The 20966-nt window shown below is 41.2% G+C and carries 25 protein-coding genes; 14 read left to right on the top strand and 11 right to left on the bottom strand.

The genetic code is table 11. From position 1 onward, the window contains the following. The first annotated feature begins 294 nt into the window (after nucleotides 1-294). The 4 genes from FN831_RS21235 (at nucleotide 295) to FN831_RS21220 (ending at nucleotide 3401) form a co-directional block, all read left to right on the top strand. The gene (locus FN831_RS21235) at nucleotides 295-639 is read left to right on the top strand and encodes an EthD domain-containing protein (protein WP_142530199.1); all 345 of its coding nucleotides are present in this window, start codon (nucleotides 295-297) and stop codon (nucleotides 637-639) included. Between the two features lie 137 nt (nucleotides 640-776). Then, nucleotides 777-1397 (top strand): FMN-dependent NADH-azoreductase, encoded by a 621-nt coding sequence (locus FN831_RS21230; protein WP_142530198.1) that lies wholly within the window; start codon nucleotides 777-779, stop codon nucleotides 1395-1397. Nucleotides 1398-1497: 100 nt separating this feature from the next. Then, nucleotides 1498-2529, top strand: coding sequence for an SDR family NAD(P)-dependent oxidoreductase (locus tag FN831_RS21225; protein ID WP_142530197.1), 1032 nt, complete (start codon nucleotides 1498-1500; stop codon nucleotides 2527-2529). Between the two features lie 62 nt (nucleotides 2530-2591). Then, complete coding sequence (locus tag FN831_RS21220; RefSeq protein WP_142530196.1) at nucleotides 2592-3401, top strand: helix-turn-helix domain-containing protein; 810 nt, start codon at nucleotides 2592-2594, stop codon at nucleotides 3399-3401. Nucleotides 3402-3463: 62 nt separating this feature from the next. Here FN831_RS21220 and rhuM read toward each other — a convergent pair whose 3' ends face one another. The 4 genes from rhuM to FN831_RS21200 all read right to left on the bottom strand — a co-directional run bounded on the left by rhuM (nucleotide 3464) and on the right by FN831_RS21200 (nucleotide 6511). Beyond that, on the bottom strand, nucleotides 3464-3589 hold the full coding sequence (gene rhuM / locus FN831_RS28475) for a RhuM family protein (RefSeq protein WP_221931376.1): 126 nt from the start codon (nucleotides 3587-3589) through the stop codon (nucleotides 3464-3466). Between the two features lie 21 nt (nucleotides 3590-3610). Continuing rightward, nucleotides 3611-4525: a helix-turn-helix domain-containing protein gene (locus tag FN831_RS21210; RefSeq protein WP_142530195.1), complete on the bottom strand. Its 915-nt coding sequence runs from the start codon at nucleotides 4523-4525 to the stop codon at nucleotides 3611-3613. A 109-nt stretch (nucleotides 4526-4634) separates the two neighbouring features. Next, a complete protein-coding gene (locus FN831_RS21205) occupies nucleotides 4635-5612 on the bottom strand; it encodes an aldo/keto reductase (protein ID WP_142530194.1) in 978 nt (325 codons plus the stop codon). 104 nt (nucleotides 5613-5716) lie between these two features. Beyond that, on the bottom strand, nucleotides 5717-6511 hold the full coding sequence (locus tag FN831_RS21200; protein ID WP_142530193.1) for an aldo/keto reductase: 795 nt from the start codon (nucleotides 6509-6511) through the stop codon (nucleotides 5717-5719). 207 nt (nucleotides 6512-6718) lie between these two features. On the opposite strand from FN831_RS21200, the gene FN831_RS21195 reads away from it, so the two are divergent. The 4 genes from FN831_RS21195 (at nucleotide 6719) to FN831_RS21175 (ending at nucleotide 11006) form a co-directional block, all read left to right on the top strand. Continuing rightward, entirely contained in the window at nucleotides 6719-7537 is an 819-nt protein-coding gene (locus tag FN831_RS21195) for an SDR family NAD(P)-dependent oxidoreductase (RefSeq protein WP_142530192.1), read from the top strand. 77 nt (nucleotides 7538-7614) lie between these two features. After that, nucleotides 7615-8499 carry a helix-turn-helix domain-containing protein gene (locus FN831_RS21190; protein WP_142530191.1) on the top strand — a complete coding sequence of 295 codons (885 nt, stop codon included), beginning with the start codon at nucleotides 7615-7617 and terminating at the stop codon, nucleotides 8497-8499. A gap of 361 nt (nucleotides 8500-8860) precedes the next feature. Continuing rightward, the gene (locus FN831_RS21180) at nucleotides 8861-9760 is read left to right on the top strand and encodes an AraC family transcriptional regulator (RefSeq protein WP_142530190.1); all 900 of its coding nucleotides are present in this window, start codon (nucleotides 8861-8863) and stop codon (nucleotides 9758-9760) included. A gap of 70 nt (nucleotides 9761-9830) precedes the next feature. Then, nucleotides 9831-11006 (top strand): FAD-dependent monooxygenase, encoded by a 1176-nt coding sequence (locus FN831_RS21175; protein WP_246101670.1) that lies wholly within the window; start codon nucleotides 9831-9833, stop codon nucleotides 11004-11006. 28 nt (nucleotides 11007-11034) lie between these two features. Here FN831_RS21175 and FN831_RS21170 read toward each other — a convergent pair whose 3' ends face one another. From FN831_RS21170 to FN831_RS21155, 4 genes are read right to left on the bottom strand one after another with little or no spacing between them, the layout of a single operon-like run. Next, the gene (locus FN831_RS21170) at nucleotides 11035-11430 is read right to left on the bottom strand and encodes a VOC family protein (RefSeq protein ID WP_142530188.1); all 396 of its coding nucleotides are present in this window, start codon (nucleotides 11428-11430) and stop codon (nucleotides 11035-11037) included. 59 nt (nucleotides 11431-11489) lie between these two features. Next, nucleotides 11490-12212 (bottom strand): helix-turn-helix transcriptional regulator, encoded by a 723-nt coding sequence (locus FN831_RS21165; RefSeq protein WP_142530187.1) that lies wholly within the window; start codon nucleotides 12210-12212, stop codon nucleotides 11490-11492. Between the two features lie 7 nt (nucleotides 12213-12219). Then, nucleotides 12220-13143: a helix-turn-helix domain-containing protein gene (locus FN831_RS21160; protein ID WP_142530186.1), complete on the bottom strand. Its 924-nt coding sequence runs from the start codon at nucleotides 13141-13143 to the stop codon at nucleotides 12220-12222. A gap of 25 nt (nucleotides 13144-13168) precedes the next feature. Beyond that, entirely contained in the window at nucleotides 13169-13984 is an 816-nt protein-coding gene (locus FN831_RS21155) for an SDR family oxidoreductase (RefSeq protein WP_142530185.1), read from the bottom strand. A 184-nt stretch (nucleotides 13985-14168) separates the two neighbouring features. Between FN831_RS21155 and FN831_RS21150 the strand changes: the two genes are divergently transcribed. Further along, a complete protein-coding gene (locus tag FN831_RS21150; RefSeq protein ID WP_221931375.1) occupies nucleotides 14169-14588 on the top strand; it encodes a helix-turn-helix domain-containing protein in 420 nt (139 codons plus the stop codon). 9 nt (nucleotides 14589-14597) lie between these two features. Continuing rightward, nucleotides 14598-15473, top strand: a complete 876-nt coding sequence (locus tag FN831_RS21145) for an aldo/keto reductase (protein ID WP_142530184.1) — start codon at nucleotides 14598-14600, stop codon at nucleotides 15471-15473. A gap of 3 nt (nucleotides 15474-15476) precedes the next feature. Here the strand turns inward: FN831_RS21145 and FN831_RS21140 are convergent, their stop codons facing one another. Further along, a complete protein-coding gene (locus FN831_RS21140) occupies nucleotides 15477-15833 on the bottom strand; it encodes a winged helix-turn-helix transcriptional regulator (protein ID WP_142530183.1) in 357 nt (118 codons plus the stop codon). A 104-nt stretch (nucleotides 15834-15937) separates the two neighbouring features. Here FN831_RS21140 and FN831_RS21135 point away from each other — a divergent pair, with 104 nt between their 5' ends. From FN831_RS21135 to FN831_RS21120, 4 genes are all read left to right on the top strand, one after another. Beyond that, nucleotides 15938-16360, top strand: coding sequence for a nuclear transport factor 2 family protein (locus tag FN831_RS21135; RefSeq protein ID WP_142530182.1), 423 nt, complete (start codon nucleotides 15938-15940; stop codon nucleotides 16358-16360). 69 nt (nucleotides 16361-16429) lie between these two features. Continuing rightward, nucleotides 16430-17014 carry an NADPH-dependent F420 reductase gene (locus tag FN831_RS21130; protein ID WP_142530181.1) on the top strand — a complete coding sequence of 195 codons (585 nt, stop codon included), beginning with the start codon at nucleotides 16430-16432 and terminating at the stop codon, nucleotides 17012-17014. A 178-nt stretch (nucleotides 17015-17192) separates the two neighbouring features. After that, on the top strand, nucleotides 17193-17906 hold the full coding sequence (locus FN831_RS21125) for a 2OG-Fe(II) oxygenase (RefSeq protein ID WP_142530180.1): 714 nt from the start codon (nucleotides 17193-17195) through the stop codon (nucleotides 17904-17906). Between the two features lie 12 nt (nucleotides 17907-17918). After that, nucleotides 17919-19196, top strand: coding sequence for a methylated-DNA--[protein]-cysteine S-methyltransferase (locus FN831_RS21120; protein ID WP_142530179.1), 1278 nt, complete (start codon nucleotides 17919-17921; stop codon nucleotides 19194-19196). A gap of 71 nt (nucleotides 19197-19267) precedes the next feature. Here FN831_RS21120 and FN831_RS21115 read toward each other — a convergent pair whose 3' ends face one another. Beyond that, a complete protein-coding gene (locus FN831_RS21115; RefSeq protein ID WP_142530178.1) occupies nucleotides 19268-20305 on the bottom strand; it encodes an NADP-dependent oxidoreductase in 1038 nt (345 codons plus the stop codon). An 87-nt stretch (nucleotides 20306-20392) separates the two neighbouring features. Continuing rightward, complete coding sequence (locus tag FN831_RS21110) at nucleotides 20393-20962, bottom strand: Crp/Fnr family transcriptional regulator (protein WP_185960565.1); 570 nt, start codon at nucleotides 20960-20962, stop codon at nucleotides 20393-20395. Between the last annotated feature and the right edge of the window lie 4 nt (nucleotides 20963-20966).

Raw genomic sequence — 20966 nt, 5'->3', positions numbered from 1 at the left:
CACTGGGATATCTGTCCCCGGAAGAATTTGGTAGAAATTTAAATAAACAAAATATTGCCGCTTAACTAAATGTCTACTTTATTGTTGCAATTCCATGTAATAGATCAGCATCAGTTTCCACTTTCCATTCAAAAGTTCCTTAAATACGTGCAGGCCACAATCCATCCTGATAGGAATTTTCTTTTTGTACATCGCTCAGTCAATCAATTGTCAAAGCAAATAAGCACAAATTTGTGCGTACTTGCGGCATTGTATGTAATGAAATAAGTTTGTCTCAAATTATAAATAAAGACGATGATCAAATTTACATTTTTAGTAAACAAACTACCGCACCTAAGCACTGAAGAATTTGTGGATTATCACAAAAATCACCACGCTCCGTTATTCTGTTCTATCCCTGAGGTAGAACTTTACGTTAGAAAGTATGTAGTTAACCACCCTATAGTAGCTGAAGGTTTTCCTAAGCCTTTGTACGATGCGCTAGTAGAAATCTCATTTGACTCGTTTGATGATTTCAACAGTTTCTTCAATTCAGAAAATTATCTGACAAAGGTCCATCCCGATGAGCCTACATTTTTTGATACTTCAAACTACGTTGCAATGGCAACCAATGAAACTATCATCAAAGCTGGAGCGTAATTAATACCCTAATCGATAACGCGAATTGACCTGATCGGTTGATAGCGTTATTGATTTAAAAAATACCCGACGGACGTTTGAGCAAAAAGAATCAGGACGTTTAAGCAAAAAGTAGCAATTATTCTGCATCTACTTTTGTGAAAAAAGAACAGATGCTGATCAATATTCTCCACATTGCGTCCAGCCACAAAGTACTAAACTCCATAACCACAAGACTTGGAAAAGCGATCATTGATAAAATCAGGATGCAGCAGCAGAGCGAAGTTAGCGTTCAGGAGCTGGATTTGGTTTCGGATCCATTTCCTCATTTCAGTGCCTTACAGTGGGAAAGCTATCATATTCCTGCTCATGAATTGACACCAGACCAAGCCCAGGCAGTGCACAGGTCAGATCAGGCCATCAGACAGTTACTTGCAGCCGACATACTTGTTATCAGTGCCCCGATGCACAATTATGGCATCCCATCAGCCTTAAAGGCCTATCTCGACCACGTCGTAAGAGCTGGTGTCACTTTCGGTTTTTCTGAAAATGGTGCTGTCGGGATATTTAAAAATAAGAAAGCATATATCGCTTTTTCGGCCGGCTGGGATTTCAGTGATCCCGCCCTAAAATCTTTTGATTTTGCTACACCATACCTCAAAGCAGTTCTTGAACTGATCGGTTTTGAAGTAGTTGGCGAGTTCAGGGTGGAAGGAGTGGGCGCTGCGCAGGAGAAAGAAGTAAGGCTTAAGGCATTGATAAAAACCATGATTGTTTAGCAATTGCAATGAATGAACTTTTGAGCAAAGCAAAATACGACGTTTGAGCAAAACTAAATCAATATCCAAAATCGACCTTTGATGAAAATCTAACAAGACAATGGAAAAATATAAAAATAACTATGATGGGAAAATACAACTACCCATCAACTCCGGATTCGACAGGAATACCACTGCAGATGAAGTTATAAAAGGTATAGACCTGAAAGGTAAGATCGCCATCGTAACTGGCGGACACTCGGGCTTAGGACTAGAGACCACTAAAGTGCTGGTCGCAGCCGGTGCAACAGTGATCGTTGCAGCACGTGACATTGAAAAGGCTGCACAAAATTTGGAAGGTATCCCTAATGTGGAGCTGGAATCTTTAGAGTTGACTGATCCGGGATCTATTGAAAATTTTGCCGCGAAGTTTATCGCTTCTGCAAGGCCTTTGCACTTGCTGTTCAATAATGCAGGAATTATGTGGGTACCGCTGCAACGCGATGCAAGGGGCTACGAGAGTCAGTTCTCAACCAATCATTTGGGACATTTCCATCTGACAGCCCGATTGTGGCCGGCATTAAAGCAGGCTGAGGGTGCAAGAGTATTGAACACCTCTTCCTGGGGACATCATAATGCGCCAGTGAACTTTGAAGACATCAATTTTGATCACCGGGAATATGAAACGATGAGATCATATGGCCAGGCTAAAACGGCAAACGTATTATTTGCCCTGGAACTGGATGAGCGGGCAAAGTCATTCGGCGTTCGTTCTTATTCGATCCATCCAGGAGTTGTTCAAAGTACTGGTCTGGCACGTTCACGCAGCCTGGAGGATATGAAAAAGCTGGGTATGCTGGATGCAGATGGGAAACCTTTTTTAAAAGCAGTTCCTGGTGCTAAAACCGTTCAACAAGGAATTTCAACACAGATCTGGTGCGCAGTAAGCCCTCAATTGAATGATATTGGTGGGGTATATTGCGAAAATACCGATATTGCAGTATTAGATTCCAACTTTGATCCAACTGTTGACTGGCGCAAAAATGTTGAAAGTATCAAGGGTGTAATGCCCTATGCCCTGGAAAAAGAATCAGCTCAAAAGCTTTGGACAATAAGTGAGGAGATGAGCGGAGTTACTTTGAACCTGTCTTAACAATTGTTACCGTGGATTCAGGGGATACCGAGCCTGACTTTTATAATTATTAGCTTTGTACTATGGCCGTAAAACGTGAAAATAAGTATGCAGAAATGGTTCTGTCCTGTAGTGAAGATCATCAGTATCGGGCTGAGAAAGTACTTGACGATCACGCGCTTGTACGAGTAGTTTCAGGTGAGCTAAAAGTTATACAGGCTAATAAAACTTTCATCTTTAATGCAGGTGATACACTACTTTTTCCACGCAACCAATTATCAACGCTGGTCAAAACAGCAAAGGATGGCAGAGCGTATAAATCCATCGTCATCAGGCTGGCTTCTGCTCAGTTGAGGGAGTACTATACGAAGAATCAATACGATCAGTTGCAAGCGCACACTGTTGGGATCGTGCCCCTGGATAAGAATGTTTTACTGGAAAGCTTTTTCTCTTCTGTGGTACCATATTTCGATCTTGATAAGCAGTTACCGCAGAAAATACTGACTCTGAAAATTAATGAAGCAGTTGAAATATTGAGAAATATAAATAAGGATGTGGATAATATTCTGTCGGATTTCACGGAACCAGGCAGGATTAATCTGGCAGATTTTATGGAGAAAAATTACATTTTTAACATTCCATTAGTAAAGTTCAGTGCTCTTACAGGTAGAAGCTTAACCACTTTTAAACGGGATTTCGAAAAAGCTTTCCACCTCAGCCCGCAACGGTGGCTAACGCAAAAACGTTTGGAGCTGGCTCATTACTACATTTCAGAAAATCACCTCAAACCGATAAACGTCTATTACGAGGTTGGATTTGAAAACTTATCGCATTTTTCCCGCGCGTTTAAGAAACAATTTGGATATGCACCAACGAGTATAAATCAAGGCTGATATTGCCATGTGCGGTATGAGGTACTTTTTGGTTCTAATTATTGGTGTTGATCAGGTTGCAATCACGTCACTCGGTAACCAACAGAAATGATCACATCAAGGTTATAATATTCAATAATCTTTTCTACGTGTCTATTAGCTTCTATTTGAACTATTGCATTTTTTGCAACAGTTGCTTGTTTTGTCAATTCTTCTTCTTTATAGATATTTTAATTAAACGACTGTCTGAACTCCAGAGGCGAAACGTTCGTTTTTGTCTTGAAAAGTTTGCTGAACGATTGTGAATGTTCAAAGCCCAATTCATAAGCGATTTCTGAAACAGATAGATTTGTTGCGGATAATTTTTCTTTGGCTTTTTCTATGATTGCATTCTGAATGTATTGTTGTGTATTTAGCCCTGTCAGTGAACTCAACATGTCACTCAAATAGCGTTGCGATAACTTTAATTCTGCGCTGACATACTTCACGGATGGCAAACCGTTTTTCAGACTGTTTTCTTCTTCAAAATAGTTGTATAAAAGTTTGTCCAAAGAAGTTATAATGTCATGATTAACTGTTTTTCTCGTAATAAATTGCCTGTTATAAAAACGATTGCTGTAATTCAACAACAATTCTATTTGAGACACCAAAACATCCTGGCTGAAACTGTCAATATTGTTGGCTAATTCAGTGGCTATTGTAGCAAATAGATTGGTTGTAATTTCTTTTTCTTTTGCCGATAAAAACAAGGCTTCTGCGACGTCGTAAGAGAAAAAGCCATATTGATTTATTGTATTTCCTAATGGATAGTTTCGTATGAAGTCCGGATGGAAATACAAAGCAATACCTTCATAGCTTTCTATGTTTTCTGGTGGAAGGACGATTTGTTTTGGCTTCAAAAATGCCAATCCGCCTTCTTCAAAATCGTAATATCCCTGTCCGTATTTTATTTGTCCTATAAATGTAGGCTTAAAGGAGATTTTGTAAAAATCTAAACTTGTTTTTTGCCCTTTTGGGAACATATCAATTGAAACATTAGTATAATCAACCAATGCAATCAATGGGTGCAGAGGCGCAGGAAGTCCCAATACCCGTACAAGCTGCGATATACTTTTGATATGATTTATGTTGGATTGACCGTGCATTTTTTTTGGTTATAAATGTAATCACTTTGTTTTGAAGGACATACTTTTTTCAGCCGCTGTGTAAGGTTGTGTGTGCAAGCCCATACTTTTCTTGCACACACAGCCTTAATTATCTATCTATTTGTTTTTCTAAAACTTCGGGATAGCGCTCGCCCACAAGTGTGATTCCATTCACTGTTGTGTTGATCTTTGCAAGTTCATCAGCTGTTAGTACAATATCTGTACTGCGAATGTTTTCTTCTAAACGATGCAATTTTGTAGTCCCTGGTATTGGTGCTATCCAGGGCTTTTGCGCTAAGATCCAAGCCAGTGCCAATTGTCCGGTTGTAATATTTTTTTGTTCAGCGATCTCAGAAAGTGCGTCCACCAGAATCAGATTGGCTTTGATGTTCTCTTCGCTGAAACGGGGAATGACATTTCTGCGGTCTACATCCGCTAATTTTGAATTTATTGTACCCGTGAGGAATCCTTTGCCCAAAGGACTGAAGGGAACGAAACCAATTCCTAGCTCCTCTAATGTTGGTATGATCTCAGTTTCAGGTTCGCGCCAAAACAAAGAGTATTCACTTTGTAATGCTGTAACAGGTTGAACAGAATGTGCCTTGCGGATAGTTTTTGCACTGGCTTCCGACAAGCCAAAATATTTTACTTTACCTTCCTGTATCAAGTCTTTAACTGTTCCCGCAACATCTTCTATTGGCACATTGGGGTCAACTCTGTGCTGATAAAGCAGATCAATGTAATCTGTATTTAATCTTTTCAAAGATGCTTCGGTTACTGCTCTGATAGTTTCGGGCCTGCTGTCTAAACCTGTTGCTGGCCTTGCATCTTTACAACCAAATTTTGTTGCTATAATCACCTCTTTTCTGTAAGGCCTTAATCCTTCGCCAACAAGTTCTTCATTGGTGTAAGGCCCATAGGCTTCTGCGGTATCAAAAAATGTAATACCCCTTCCAACTGCGCTGCGTAGTAGTGTTATGGCATCTTTTTTATCAAGGCCTTTGCCATCCAAAAAGTTTAAACCCATACAGCCAAAGCCCAATGCGGAAACTTCCAGTCCGCTGTTTCCTAATTTTCTTTTTTGCATAATTTTGTTGATTTGTACCTGATACTGAATAAATTTCTGGTACAAAATTCCAGATTGTCCTTCTATAAAAAGTAGTTGAACTGGTAAGTGTTGTAGTCAGATTTTTAAACACTATAAATTAATCCGCTCCCTTTATCTAATGATTTGATAGTTGCCATATCATCGGCAGACAACTCAAAATCAAATACATTGAAGTTTTCATTGATCCTTTTTACATTTGCTGATTTTGGAATAGCAACTACCTCTTTTTGAATTAACCACCGTAGAACCACCTGGGCAATGCTCTTATTGTATTTGCTCGAAAGCACTTTTAAAAGTTCATTCTTAAAGAGATTATTTTTACCCTGAGCAAAGGGTGCCCAGGACTCCAACTGTATGCCCTGAGATTTCAAATCTTTCTGCATTTCTGTTTTTTGGGAAAACGGATGAGTTTCTACCTGATTGACCGCCGGGATCACACTATGCTGCTCAAGTAAATTCTGAATCTGATTTATATTAAAATTACTTACGCCTATCGCCCTTACTTTACCTTCTCTGTATAATTCTTCCATTGCGGTCCAGGAAGAATTTATGTCTCCCTGCGGAAGGTGAATCAAGTATAAATCAATATAATCAAGCCCCATTTTTTTTAGAGATGCTTCAAAGGCTTTTTTGTACCCATTATCCGCTGGCAAAAATTTTGTGGTTACAAAGATTTGTTCCCGTTTGACATTACTTTTTTTAATCGCTCTGCCTACCGATTCTTCATTATAGTATACTGCAGCTGTGTCTATAAGTCTGTAGCCGGTATTTAAAGCATTGAGCACAGCCTGCTCACACTCCAAACCGTCCCGAAGCAAGTAAGTGCCAAAGCCAAGCAGCGGCATTTTTACTCCATTGTTTAGTGTTACATTTTCCATTTTTGCACTGGCTTAAATTTCCTTGCAAAATTCTCGTTAGCCGTCCGTTGAAATGTATCTGAATTGGTATTTTTTGTAGTCAAATGGTATAAGGTGGTGGCTAGCTTGATGATCTGCTGTAAATCCCCGTTTTGTATCAGTAATCCCCGTTTTTGTATAAATCTCAAACAGCTTGCCGCTCTAGCTTTGCTGTATCAAATTTAAAAAATGACAAAGACAATTTTAATAACAGGAGCATCAAGGGGTTTTGGAAAACTCTGGGCAAAAACATTTTTAGAACGTGGGGATAAAGTAGCTGCGACAGCCAGAAGGCTATCAGATTTAGATGATCTGGTAAGCGAATTTGGTGAATTGGTTGTTCCGATCCAATTGGATGTGACCAATAGAAATTCAACTTTTGAAGCAATAAAGTATGCAAATGCTGCTTTGGGTAGTATTGATATCTTAATTAACAATGCAGGATTCGGATTATTTGGTGCTATTGAAGAGGCAACTGAAGAAGAAGCAAGGCAACAGATTGAAACAAATATTTTTGGCTTGCTTTGGGCAACGCAGGCAATTCTTCCCATTATGAGAAATCAGGGACATGGTCATATCATACAATTATCCAGTGCCCTGGGGCTTACAGCAGTTCCTACCCTGGGCATCTATAGTGCTTCAAAATTTGCAGTGGAAGGATTGAGCGAGTCGCTTGCTGCGGAAGTTGCAGGATTTGGTATCAAAGTAACCCTGCTTGAGCCAAATGGTTTTTCTACAGACTGGGCCGGAGCTTCATCTTCGCATAGTACACCAATGGACGAATATGCCGGTGTTCACAGTGCTTTTCAAAATAATGCAAAACCAAGTGATTATGGTGACCCTGCAGCAACATCAGCTGCACTGCTTAAGCTGGTGGACAGCGAAAATCCTCCACTGAGGTTATTCCTGGGGAATATGGCTTACCCCTGGATTAAATATGTTTACGAACAGAAGCTAGCTACATGGGAAGAATGGAAAGAGATATCAGCTGCTGCACACGGTGCATAGACCATCGCTGTAAGTTTAAATTTAACTGACATAATCTACGCCCGAATAGGCGTAGATTTAACAACTTTCTGATGATTATGAAACATTTCAAGACCGTAAGCGAACTGCATCAGGCTACTGGCTTTGCATTGCCAGAAAATCCTTTGATTAGCCTTGTAAAATGTGGCGGACAATGCAGTTCAGGTACTCATAAATTTACTACAGATTTTTACATGATTGGCTTAAAAAAACTTCAGTCAGGTATCTTCAGCTATGGTAAGACTAAGTACGATCATCAGAGTGGTTCCATGTCTTATGTAAAACCGGGGCAGGTTGTTGCATTTCAGGATCTGAAATTTGAAGAGGACGACTTCCTGCTTTTCTTTCATGAAGACTTTTTACTCGGTAATCCACTTCACCATGAGATCAAAAAATATAGTTTCTTTGATTATGACGTGAACGAGGCTTTGCACCTTTCTCCTCAGGAAGAAAAAGTTATATGGGAAATTCATGACAAAATTAAGTTAGAATATCTGAATAATCAGGATGAATATAGCCGGGAGATCATGATCGGACATATCAATTCTATCCTTAAGTATTCTCAGCGTTATTACAAAAGACAATTTCTGAACAGAAAAGAACTCACCGGAAAGACAGTTTCGAGATTTGATCAACTGCTGGCCAGTTACTCGGAAAGTGGCTCACTTCACGAAAATGGTTTTCCTTCTGTTAAGTTTATGGCTGAGCAGCTCAATATTTCAGCTCACTACCTCAGCGACCTGCTTAAACAGGAAACTGGGAAAACAGCATTGGAACTGATCCATACTTATTTAATCTCCGAAGCCAAAAATATGCTGAAAAGTTCAAGTAATAACATCACTGAGACGGCTTATGCGCTTGGGTTTGATAATCTGCCTTATTTTTCGCGTTTGTTTAAGAAAGAGACCGGCATAAGCCCGAAACAATTTCGGAATCAAAACTAGACTTATTTTATCTCTTTAGGGGCATAACCAAAATGCTATTTTGAAGGCAAAAGAGAAAGGCGACAGATTCAAATCGTACTTCCCGATATACTTCAACTGGTTTTTGTTCATTTTCCGACAGCAGGTAGTGGGCCAGTTTGAGGCGTTTCTTTGTTAGCCAACGCTGTGGGGTGGCTCCATAAATAGTATTAAAATCACGCTTGAAAGTGGTAAGGCTTCTTAACCAATACTTCATTTCATTAATGAATTATTTGGCACAAACTAAAGCATCAGGTATCTTTGAAGCCAGAACTTAGCATTAATGAGGGAGATGTTATTGTTTAACCCTTCTCAATTATCCTTATCTCCGAATTGAAAGACAATGCGTAAAAAGGCAGCCTCCATTCTTGTAAATCCCCTGGCGGATGAGTTTGGCTCAGGTATTCGTATTGAAAAAGCCTTGGTTAAAGATTTTAATAGTTTTGAACAAGCAGACCTGTGTATTTTAGCGCAGGCAGAGCAATCACACCGTGACAATTATCATCTTTTTTTTTTACTGGAAGAAGGAACTATATCCATTGAAATCGATTTTCAAAGGCATACGATAAATCCATCTTCTGTAATCTGCATTCACCCCAGTCAGGTACATCGGATATTGTCTTTTGAGAATGTGACAGTCACTTTTTGGACAATCACAAATGAAAATTTAAATCCTGAAAATCTCCTTTTGCTGGAAAATATTACTCCTGCAATGCCCTTAACCTTGGATAAGGATACTTTTTCTATTCTCTCCGATGCGGCCTCACTTTCTATCAAAATTGCTGAACGGCATCGTGAAAAATTACATCGTTCCCTGCTAAAAGACAGTTGCAATACTTTAGTTTCATTAGTAGCTTCACAATATCTGGCACAATTTAAGCCTGCAGACCGGCTTTCAAGATTTGAAGTTGTTACCAAAGCATTTAAACTCGCATTGGAACGTGATTTCAGGATAGCAAAAAAGCCAGGGATGTATGCTCAAAAATTGCATTTATCTATCCCTTATTTAAACGAATGTGTGAAAAATACAACAGGCTATTCTGTTTCGCACCACATCCAGCAACGCGTTATTTTAGAAGCAAAGCGCTTCCTCCATCATTCTGATAAATCTGTAAAAGAGATCGCGTTTGAACTGGGATATGATGATTACCCTCAGTTTTCACGGTTGTTTACCAAGATCGCCGGGATGACTGCGTTGACGTTCCGGAATCAAAACCTCGATCTATTCAATACTTACCTTTAATTAGCGTTGTTTAGCCTGATTGCACGGTGTTCATTTGTACCGGATAGCAAATCGTCTGAAAATGAACTCAATGGAACAAAAAAATGTACTTATTTCGGGTGCAGGTATCGCAGGGCTAAGCACAGAATTTTGGCTTACAAAATATGGGTTTAATGTTACCCTTGTTGAACGTGCAGCACATATCCGGCCGGGTGGGCAGGCAGTTGATGTACGCGGGCCTGCTTTGGAAGTAGCCGCGCGGATGGGATTGTTGAGCGAAATTCGTAAAAACAGTACAAAGCTAAAGGGAATGTCGATTGTTGACGCCGTATCAGGGGAGGAGATTTATAGAAACAACGAGCAAACACTTACTGGCGGGAGGCATGATAGCCCTGATGTGGAGATATTGCGTGATGATCTTTGTAATGTTCTCTTTAAGGCGGTAGGAGAGCAGGCTACCTATATTTTTAATGATAGTATTGCAATGCTCAGGCAGGATGAGACTGGCGTTGATGTTATATTTGAACGTTCTGCTCCCCGGCGTTTTGACCTAGTAATTGGCGCGGACGGAATACGCTCAAATGTGCGACGGATCGTGTTTGGCCAGGATGAAGAATTTATACGTTATCTGGGACATTATGTCGCAATCTTTACGATGCCCAATTATTTTGAACTTGATCATTGGGAAATGATCTTTCAGCATAAAGGAACTCCGCTAGCGGTGTGTATAGTGAAGGAAAAAGAAAGTGAAGCAAGGACTTATCTGGGATTCAGTTCTATTGAGCCTTTGTTGTATGATTACAGGGATATTGATGCACAGAAACTGATGATCGCTGAAAGGGCTGCAAATGTTGGAGGCGAAATTGCAAAAATAAAAGAGCTGATGCTGGTTTCAACAAATTTTTACTTCGACTCCGTAAACCAAACCGTGATGGATTCATGGTCTAAGGGGTGTATAGCATTAGTTGGTGATGCTGGTTACAGCGTGTCGCTTTCACTGGGCCAGAGCACTTCGGTAGCTATGGTGGGCGCTTATGTACTGGCTGGTGAACTGGCGGCGCATAAAGAAGATTTGCAAACGGCATTTGGTCATTATGAAAGTGAACTGCGCGAATATATCTTAACCAATCAAAAACTGGCTTTCAATACCAGCACTGAACCTCAACAGATGCCTGACAAACAATCCGAAGAAGGGTCTGCTATTGAACCAGCTGATTTATCCGACTTTGGATTGTCAGTAATTCCTTTAATACTCAAAAACTATTGATCAGAACCGGACTGCTGTTAAAAAAATCTTAACTGAATTTTTTAATAGCAGCTGCAGTGACAGGGCTAAAAAAATTAATCAAATTACCATCAGGATCACGAAACATCAATGAACGATTTCCCCAGGGCATCGTAGTTGGTTCCTGAATAATCTCGCTTAATAAATCTTTAATTTTTCCGTATTGTTCATCAACATCTGCCACATGAAATTCTATGATGACGCTGTTGCTGCTACCTGTATGCGTTAAATCTTTTCCAAATAAACCCAGCGTACGCGTACTTCCTATTGCCAAGGTGCAGGCAGGGGAGTTGATCTCTGCAAAATCTTCTGTATACCATTGTGCAGACAGGTGGGTGACTTTTTCGTAAAATTGAACCAAACGTTTGATGTCAGGGCTTATAATTCTTAATGATACTAAATTCATGAGGCCTATATTTTAAATTTCTTAGCGTATGCCACAAACATAGTCCGGCCGGATGACGGCTATGTGTCAGGGGTCATAAATTTATTTTCTTTTTCTTTCAGATAGGAAGCGAGCGTAAGTTTGTGGGGAATGAAATCTGTTTCTAGCTTTCTAACTGATAATATCCTGTCTAAACGGAACATTCTGTAGTCCTTTCTTAAATGGCAATAAGCGATCAGGGCCCAGCTTTCCTGTAAGGTATAATAAAGCGCAAAGGGTTCAACTTTTCGATTGGTTTTCTCGTCTTTATGTTGCGACCAATAAGTAATATCCAGGATCTTGAATGCTGTTAGTGCCTCCTGAATCAATGTTAATGAATTACTTGGACTGATATTTGGAATCGCAGGACTGACAGCTATCCTGTTTGCCAGTAAGTCAACACTATCTTTTGTTGCATATTTTAAAACAGCTTTTATTTTACTGACGGCATCACTGTAGGCCCTCACAAGTGAAATATCACTGTTTTTTAGCATGACCTGTTCTATGGTAATTAAAGCATTTGCCTCATTTTCAGTAAACATAACAGGTGGAATTCTGTAACCTTCCATTAACGAATATCCCTTTCCATCTTCCATAGATATTGGCACGCCTGCCTGTTCCAAAACCCGTATATCCCGATAAATCGTTCTCACGCTCACATCAAATTTTTGAGCCAGTGCTGTGGACGTTATCATCCTTTTGGTTTGCAGCTGAGTAAGAATTGCTGTTAGCCTGGTAATCCTTTTAGTGTCCTTATTGTTCATTTGTTTTTTATCCTGGAATAGCCCTCTGTATCCTGTATTGTTTGGGCGAGAGACCTAGTTTGCCTTTAAAAATTTTATTGAAATGTGAGGGGTGCCCAAACCCTAATTCGTAGGCGATCTCACTTACTGATTTCTCAGAACTCCATAGCAGCATTTTGGCTTTTTCTAAAAGTTGCAAATGGATATACTCATGTGTTGTTTTTCCGGTATGGCGTTTCAGCAGGTCGGAAAGGTAATTTGGAGACAGGCATAGTTCATTCGCAAAGTATTTTACATCCGGAATGCCTTTTTCTATTAGTGTTTCCTGTTGAAAATATAATTTTATTGCGCTTTCAAAACGCTGCACAATATCTTTACTGCCTTTGATCCTTGTTATAAATTGCCTGCCATAAAACCGCTCACAATAATTGAGCAGCAACTCAATATTACTTTGAATGAGACTATGGGTATGGTGATCGATGTTCTGCGAATATTCCCGTTCGATATTTTTCAGGCAATCTTTAAGTATACCTTTTTCCTCATCAGAGAGATGCAGTGCTTCGTTTGTATCGTAATGAAAAAATGTATAGTCATTCATTTTACTGCCAAGTGGCGAGGTATTCAGTAAATCAGGATGAAAGAAAAGCGCCCAGCCTTCTTCAGCATCAGTTTCTGAATCGCTGGACACTAATTGATCGGGAGCTATAAATATCAGCGATCCCTCATTAAAATCGTAATATGATTTACCGTACTTTAGATTCCCTTTAAATTTTTTGCAGAATATAGTATAAAATCCCATTCGGTAGGAAGTCCCTAAAGCATATTTCTGATAATTGGATCTGTCTATTTTATTCAGATCAACTACCGAAATCAGAGGGTGCTTAGGTTTCCCATATCCGTAGAAATCGTGTAACTCAGTAATAGAGTTTATATCGACGATATTATTCTGCATAAGTAAAGATAAATTTTAGTAGGTATTAATGGATAAAGTATTCGCGCATCCGGTTGACGAATTCCTGATCAGCAGCTTTTGCTTTTTTATCAATAAAGAAGTGCGCATCAGCTCCGATAATATAACGTAACTGCGTAGTTCCGTCTGTTGCCGCCCTGTAAATAGTATCCGCAACATCTGTAACAGTTGATTTCCCTAAATGCGCAGTAAGCTTCTGATAACTTGGAAAAGATGCAGCCATGACCGGATCGTAAACAGCTTTGTCATTTTTGATCATTTCTACACCATTGCTGAAATTAGTGGCGATACTCCCTGGCTCTATGATTTTAATCAGAATGTTTAGTGATGAAAGTTCATGGTAGAGCGATTCTGACAAGCCCTCCACAGCAAACTTTGAACTGATGTAAGGACTTGCGAAAGGCATAGCAACAACGCCGCCAATAGAGGAGATGTTAATGATCGTCCCACCTCCATTTGCTCTAAAATATGGCAATACTTGTTTGGTAACCTCCATTAATCCAAACACATTGACATCAAACAAATTTTTAATTTGCCCGCCTTCAGCAGATTCAAAAACACCCATCAGGCCATAGCCCGCGCTGTTTATCAGTACATCTATTGTTCCAAATTTTTCTACACCAGCGGTTATTGCATGTTGGATTGATTTCGGATCCTGCACATCAAGAGCGGCAACCAGGATATTTTCCAGCTGATTAAGTTTTGTCTCTTTTTCCGGGGAACGCATAGTGGCTATTACATTCCATCCATTTTTTTGAAATACATTGGAGGCTTCTCTTCCGAAACCGGAGGACGCGCCCGTAATTAATACTGTCTTTGCCATATTCTGAATTTTTTATCATACAAAGTTCAGACTTGCATAAGCGTGAAACTTATACATTTCAATGCGAAACTTATACTTTTAAAGGCATTTTGATTATAAAATCAAAAAGTAATATAAGAAATTGATTCTTCACCATTTTGTATGATACTTGTTATATACTTTTGCAGCAGTAATACAGATAATTATGGCAGAAATCCCAAATGTATATATTTCGCGCAAAGCTGAAATTCTCGCTCAGTTTAAAGATATTTTGCAGAGCCATCTGGACGACTTTATGGCGGGCAGAATAGATAAAATGTATGAAATAAAGGAAATCGCTGAGATGATGTCCCTGCACCCCGTTCATTTAAGCAAGGTTATCAAATTGGAAACGGGTTATCATGCCTGCTATCATTACGAACAAAGAATCTTATTAGAAGCTAAAAAGCTGCTGGCTGATCCAACTTTGCCTATCGGCATGGTTGCGTACAGGCTGGACTATGACGTGTCAAACTTCAGCAAGTTCTTTAAAAGATTTATGGGGATCACTCCGTCTTTGTACAGGAAATCAATCATTAATCATTCCGGAAAGATAGATGCAATACCTTCAGATAAAACAATTTAATCAATAGATATGACTAACAAGGTGATTACTATAGGGGCAGGTACGCCAGCCCCCCTGACTGCCCGTACCCCGGGTTACGGAACCATGCGTCTTACCGGTGAAAATTTTTGGGGTGAACCACAAGATCGTGATGGTGTTATAAAGCTGCTGAGAAGGGCCCTGGAACTGGGTGTTAATTTTTTTGATACCGCAGATTTTTATGGGCCCGGAGTAACCAATAAACTGCTGGCAGAGGCCTTTTACCCTTATCCTGCCGACCTTATTATTGCTACAAAAGTTGGAACGAAACGCGGAGAGGACAAGAGTTGGCTGCCCTACGGCAGGCCCGAAGAATTGAGAGCGAGTATCGAAAATAACCTTAGGGAACTTAAGTTGGAGCAACTTTCTTTAGTGCATTATGGAAAGGCAGCAAATAGTCACGGTAATTATGAGGAAGGCTTAGCCACAATTTTTGAGATGCAGAGAGAGGGTAAGATTTTACATGTAGGATTGAGTAATGCGAACCCTGATCAGCTGAACACTGCAATGAAAATGGGAAGAATTGCCAGTGTAGAAAATATGTACAGCTATACCCAGCGGGTCACTGATCCGGGCAGTCCCTATGGATTTCAGGGTGGGGAAGTACTCCCTTTGTGCAATGAATATCAGATTCCTTTTATCCCTTTCTTTTCACTCCAAACCTCCGTACCAACCGGGCAAAGCAGGATGAAAGAGCTGGCAGACCGTAAGGGTGTATCCATTGCGCAGTTAAACATCGCCTGGTTGCTTCATCAGTCAGCCTGGATTTTGCCAATTCCCGGAACTACGTCCATCCTGCACCTGGAAGAAAATATCAAAGCAGCAGATATTTCACTATTAAATGAAGAACTGGATTTTTTGGGATAAGCTTTATTTACCTGTTATTTTCTGCCGGTGTACCTGTCCCCAGTCTGTAAGATTGCTGATGATGGTTTGAAGTGTATCGCCGTGTTCCGTTAGTTCATACTGAACGGTTATAGGTTGTGTAGCTAAAACAGTCCGTGTGATCAGCTGGTTTACTTCTAATTCCTTTAATTCTTTGCTTAGCATTCTGTTGGAAATGCCCTCTACATCATTCAGGATATCTGAAAACCGCCTGGTGCCGAAACAGCAAATGGAGGAAATAATAGCAATCTTCCATTTGCCGTTCAGGACATCCATTGAATCCTGAACCGATCTTATCCTTTTCTTTTGTTCCTGTTGAAACTCTGCTATTTTACAGCCCATAAAGTTACTTGGTTATCTCTGTGTTACTGTTCTTTTATCGTACAAAGTTACTAAAAATAACTTTGCTGCTCTACCTTTACCGCTCAATCTTTAAATCTATAAAAATGAAAGACAGTATAACAGCTGAGAATGTCCTGATTGTAAAAGATTTTTTTGAGGCAATGGGCAGCGGCGACAGGGACGGCATGCTGGCACTGGTTGCCGAAGATTTTGAATGGATCATACCCGGTGAGAACTGGCCGCTGGCCGGAAGGCATAGTGGTCACGCGGGACTAGCGGATGTGTTGAAGAAGTCCTCTGAAGAGGTGGAAATGACCTATCTGGTGCCTCCTGAATTCATGGGGCAGAAAGACCGGGTGATGGTAACCGGCATTGCTACCGGGAAAATCAAAGCCACGGGTAAGCCGTTTAAGGACTACTGGGTCTTCGCGATCACAGTGCAGGATGGCAAACTGACAAACATCAGGGAGTATATAGACACACAGGCACTGGCGCACGCGTCTGAGATGAACCCAGGTACTGAATAGGTGTCCGTTATCAGCCCGAAAAAGATGGTTGAATATTAAATCTATCAATTGTAACAAACAAAGAAGCTTATGAAAACAGGAATCATTGGTGCGGGCCATATCGGCAAAGCGCTCGCAAAGAAATTAGTAAATGCAGGGTATCCTGTTATTCTTTCCAATTCCAGGGGAGTTGAATCACTGCAACCCTTTATCAAAGAACTCGGAACATTGGCACTGGCTGGCACAAATGAAGATGCCAGTAATGCAGATGTTGTTATTTTAGCCGTAAGATGGGAACAAATACCCGATGTAGTCAGTAAGCTGAAGAAACAGCTTGCGGGAAAAATCGTCATAGACGCAAGCAATCGTCCGCAGGAAAACAAATCTGCAAAGCCGGCGAGCATTGTAGTTGCTGAGCTGCTGCCGGATTCTAAAATCGTTAAAGCATTTAATTGTTTATTTGCAAGATGGCTTGAGGCAGACCCCGCAGTAAACGGCGGCAAGCGTGTGAGCTTTATTTCAGGTGATCACCCATCCGCCAACGAGACCGTTGGAAAAATGATAACACAATTGGGATTTAAGGTTGTAGACCTTGGCAGTTTAGAACAAGCCGGGCCGGTTACTGATTTAGGAACGGCATTATCCGGGCTGAATTTGGTTAGTTATCCAGCCTAACCTCTTCAAACCTATCTGAAAGGATTTTGAATGATACTTTCAGGTAGGTTTGTATTTTTTTGAAACCTATGTTTTCTTCCTCTTTTCCCGATCATCCCATAACCGTTTAACTACGCAAGAATCGGGTTTAATCTCTACTGTTGACGAGCTAATTTTGGCTTACGTTAGCAGAGAAATTATGACAAATATAGAAACAAGATTAGAAACAAAAGACTGGCAGGCAATCACGAAGGAATTGCATGATAAGGGTTTTGTAATTATTAAGGATGTATTGTCGATACAGGAATGCGATGAATTGATCACCGGTTACAACGCCGGAGATACTTATCGAAAAACCATCAGTATGGAGCGGTACCGGTTTGGCCTCGGGGAATATAAATACTTTCAGTATCCGCTGCCTGCATTGATCAATGGGCTAAGGGAAATGGTGTATGCAAAAATTGCTCCCATAGCTAATGAATGGATGAAGGAACTAAAGCTGAACAGGGAATTTCCGGCCACCCATCGGGAAATGAAAAAGCTGTGCGGGGAGCATGGACAGGAAAAACCTACTGTCCTGATTTTGAAGTACGCTGAAGGCGGTTTTAATACCTTACATCAGGACCTGTACGGGGAAGTCTATTTTCCGATGCAAATGGTTTTTCTGCTTGACCAGATTAACCAGGATTACACTGGTGGCGAGTTTGTCATTACAGAACAAATACCCCGCGCGCAATCCAAAGCAAATGTACTAACGCCTGATCTGGGCGACATGGTCATTTTTACCACTAATTTTCGCCCGGTAAAAGGCAGCTCGGGATATTACCGGGTGAATATGAAACATGGGGTGAGTCCGCTTCACAGCGGCAAAAGACATAGCTTAGGTATTATTTTTCACGACGGACTTAATTAATCATAACAGGCGATGTACCAGCATATACAGTTAGGAGAAACTGCCGGAGAACGAAAAAGAAAAGCCTGCAGTCTGATCCGCTCGGGAGCTATTACCCTGGGTGGTTACAAAAAAGACAAAATTTATGGCTTACTGAGCTGTTCATCTGGTAAACGGATGAAAGCAGAGAACCGAGTTTTTTTTAAAGACCTGGAGGAAGCAGTTCATAACGGGTACCGTCCCTGTGCGCATTGCCTTCCGGAGGCATATAAGCATTGGAAAGAGACTAAGAATCTCAGCCGCCGGAGGCCGGAGAATAGCAGAGGGGACAGGGAGATCTATTTCATGGGCGGCTTACAAAAAAACAATCATCAGGATACTTATCATAAAGACCACAAGTATCGGGTTTTATACTGCCTGGAAGCGAAGTATTTTTGTATCAACGTATTAAAAAATAGAATCATGGAAACTCAACAAGAATTAGATTATAAGCGGGTTGCCGAAGCGATCAGCTTTTTTAAAGAGAATTTTAAAAACCAGCCTAAACTGGAAGACGTGGCCGGACATGTAAACCTGAGCCCCTTTCACTTCCAAAGGATGTTTCAGCAATGGGCGGGAGTTACACCAAAGCAATTCCTGCAATATCTAAGTGTAGAACATGCAAAAAACATTATAGCGACAACAGGTGCAAGCCTGTTTGATACTGCCTATGAAACCGGTTTGTCCGGAACTGGCAGACTGCATGACCTGTTCATTAAAGTGGAAGGCATGACACCTGGTGAATGGAAAAACGGCGGTGCATTATTGAATATTAATTACAGTTTCGCAGATACCCCTTTTGGAAAGGTAATCGTAGCCTCAACAGACAAAGGGATTTGCCATATGGCATTTGCCGATGAGGGCGAGGAACCCGCGCTGGAACAATTAAAAAGTATCTTTCCGAATGCAAAATATGCCCAGATCGTGTCTTCTATTCAGCAAAACGCCTTGTTTATCTTTAGCCAGGACTGGAGCAAACTGGATAAGATCAAACTGCATTTGAAAGGAACGGATTTCCAGATCAAGATCTGGCAGACACTGCTCGAAGTGCCTGTTGGGGGGCTTACTACCTATTCAGCTCTTGCCCAAAAAGCGGGCTATAATGGCGCATCAAGAGCTGTAGGCACGGCAGTAGGGAATAATCCGGTCGCTTTCCTGATCCCCTGCCACCGCGTAATTAAATCGACAGGTGAAATCGGTCAATACCATTGGGGCGCAATTCGCAAGAATGCAATCATCGGCTGGGAAGCTGCATTAAAGAACCAGGCATAGGTTTCACAAATTCGTTGATTAACGCCCGGAGAGGAAAAACTCCGGGCGCTTTATATAAAGCCCTGATCTTTTTAATCTTGCGGGACCTTTAAAACGATCTTGCCCTGTATATGGCCATGGGACGCTCTTTCATGTGCCTTGGAAGCCTCTTCCAAAGGAAAAACACTGTCGATCACTGTCTGCAGTAAGCCAGTATCAAAAAGCTGCGCAATTTCGCCAAGCTGTTTGCCATTGGAACGGACCTGAGAATTGGAGACTGTGACCCCCCGCTCGGCAGCCTCCGCATGATCTGAAAAGCCCAGGAATACCGGGAATAAAGCTCCCCCTGATTTTAAGGTACGCAGAAATCGCCCGGTGGTTGGGCCGCCAAGGGTATCCAGTACAAGATCAAGGTTACTGATAACATCTTCCGGGGCTGTTTGAGTATAATCTATAAATTCATCTGCCCCAAGACCCCGAAGCATCTCCTCGTGCTTGCCAGAAGCAACTGCGATGACGTAAGCGCCCTTCCATTTGGCTAACTGGACAGCATAATGTCCCACGCCACCGGCAGCGCCGTTGATCAGCACTTTCCTGCCTTCCAACGGGACCGGCACGTGAAGGTCTGGCTGAAGCGGATTAGGCTCATTGTGTCCCCGTTCGATCAGGAACTGCCATGCTGTTAAAGCAGCCATGGGCGCAGCTGCTGCATGCAAATGATCGGTTTCTTTGGGCTTAAGGGCAAGATCAGCAACCGGAGCAGATACGTATTGAGCATAGGCCCTGCTATCACCAAAGCTTGGAAAACGGATCATACCATATACCTCATCACCAACAACAAAGGATTTTACATCGTCTGCTACGGCCTCAATTATACCGGATATATCTGTTCCCGGTATGGTAGGCAAAGGGATCTCCGGCCTCCATTCAGGAGGTAACATTTTCATGCCTTCTCTCAGATACCAGTCCGGCGGATTAATACCAACTGCAATTACTTTCACTAACACTTCACCTGCTTTCATCGAAGGTTTAGGCGCATCCTCATAAAGAAGCACTTCCGGCCCACCGAATTGATGCAGGCGCACGGCTTTCATTAAGGGCGCAAGATTGTTTTTTATATTACCTGACATAGATTTTGCTTTTATTTATCAGCAAAGGTGCAGGAAAGGGGAGCAGCAGAAATTGATATCAGGTCAATTAATGAATTGATGTAAAAACTACCGCTTGCTGCGGATGCGGCTCAGTGTTTCTGGCTGCACCCCCAAATAAGAAGCTACCATATGTTGCGGCACCCTCAAAGCAAGTTCCGGATATCCGGCAACGAAATTGTGGTATTTCTGTTCGGCGTTGCTGGTGAGAGATTCGTGCAGACGGTTTTGAAAATTAACTGTGTTTTTGTTTTTGAGGGTATTGATCATTTTACCGAAGGCAGGAACCTGCTCCATCAATAACTCCTTAGCACTGTTTTCAAATAAAATGACCTCTGAGTTTTCTATAGCATCGATATTAAACTGACTTGGAGTGCCCATGTACAGGCTTTCACAATCGCTGATCCAACCATTTTCCCGGGCAAAACGTAAGATAAGTTCGTTTCCCTTTTTATCAATAGAATAGGTTCGGAGCAAGCCTTTGGCAACAAAGTAATGATAACGGGCAATTTCCCCTTCCTGCAAAAGATGCTGGTGCTTCCTGACTGTCTTAAAACGGACAACCGATGCGATCAAAGCGAATTCATTGTCAGTAAAAGCTGAATAACCTGTGATGTAGTTTCTGAAAATATCGAACATAATT

Source organism: Pedobacter westerhofensis, assembly GCF_900182595.1.
In the GTDB taxonomy this organism is placed as follows: Bacteria; Bacteroidota; Bacteroidia; order Sphingobacteriales; family Sphingobacteriaceae; genus Pedobacter; species Pedobacter westerhofensis.
The sequence above is the reverse complement of the archived record's forward strand: the minus strand, read 5'-3'. Positions and strand labels throughout refer to the sequence as shown.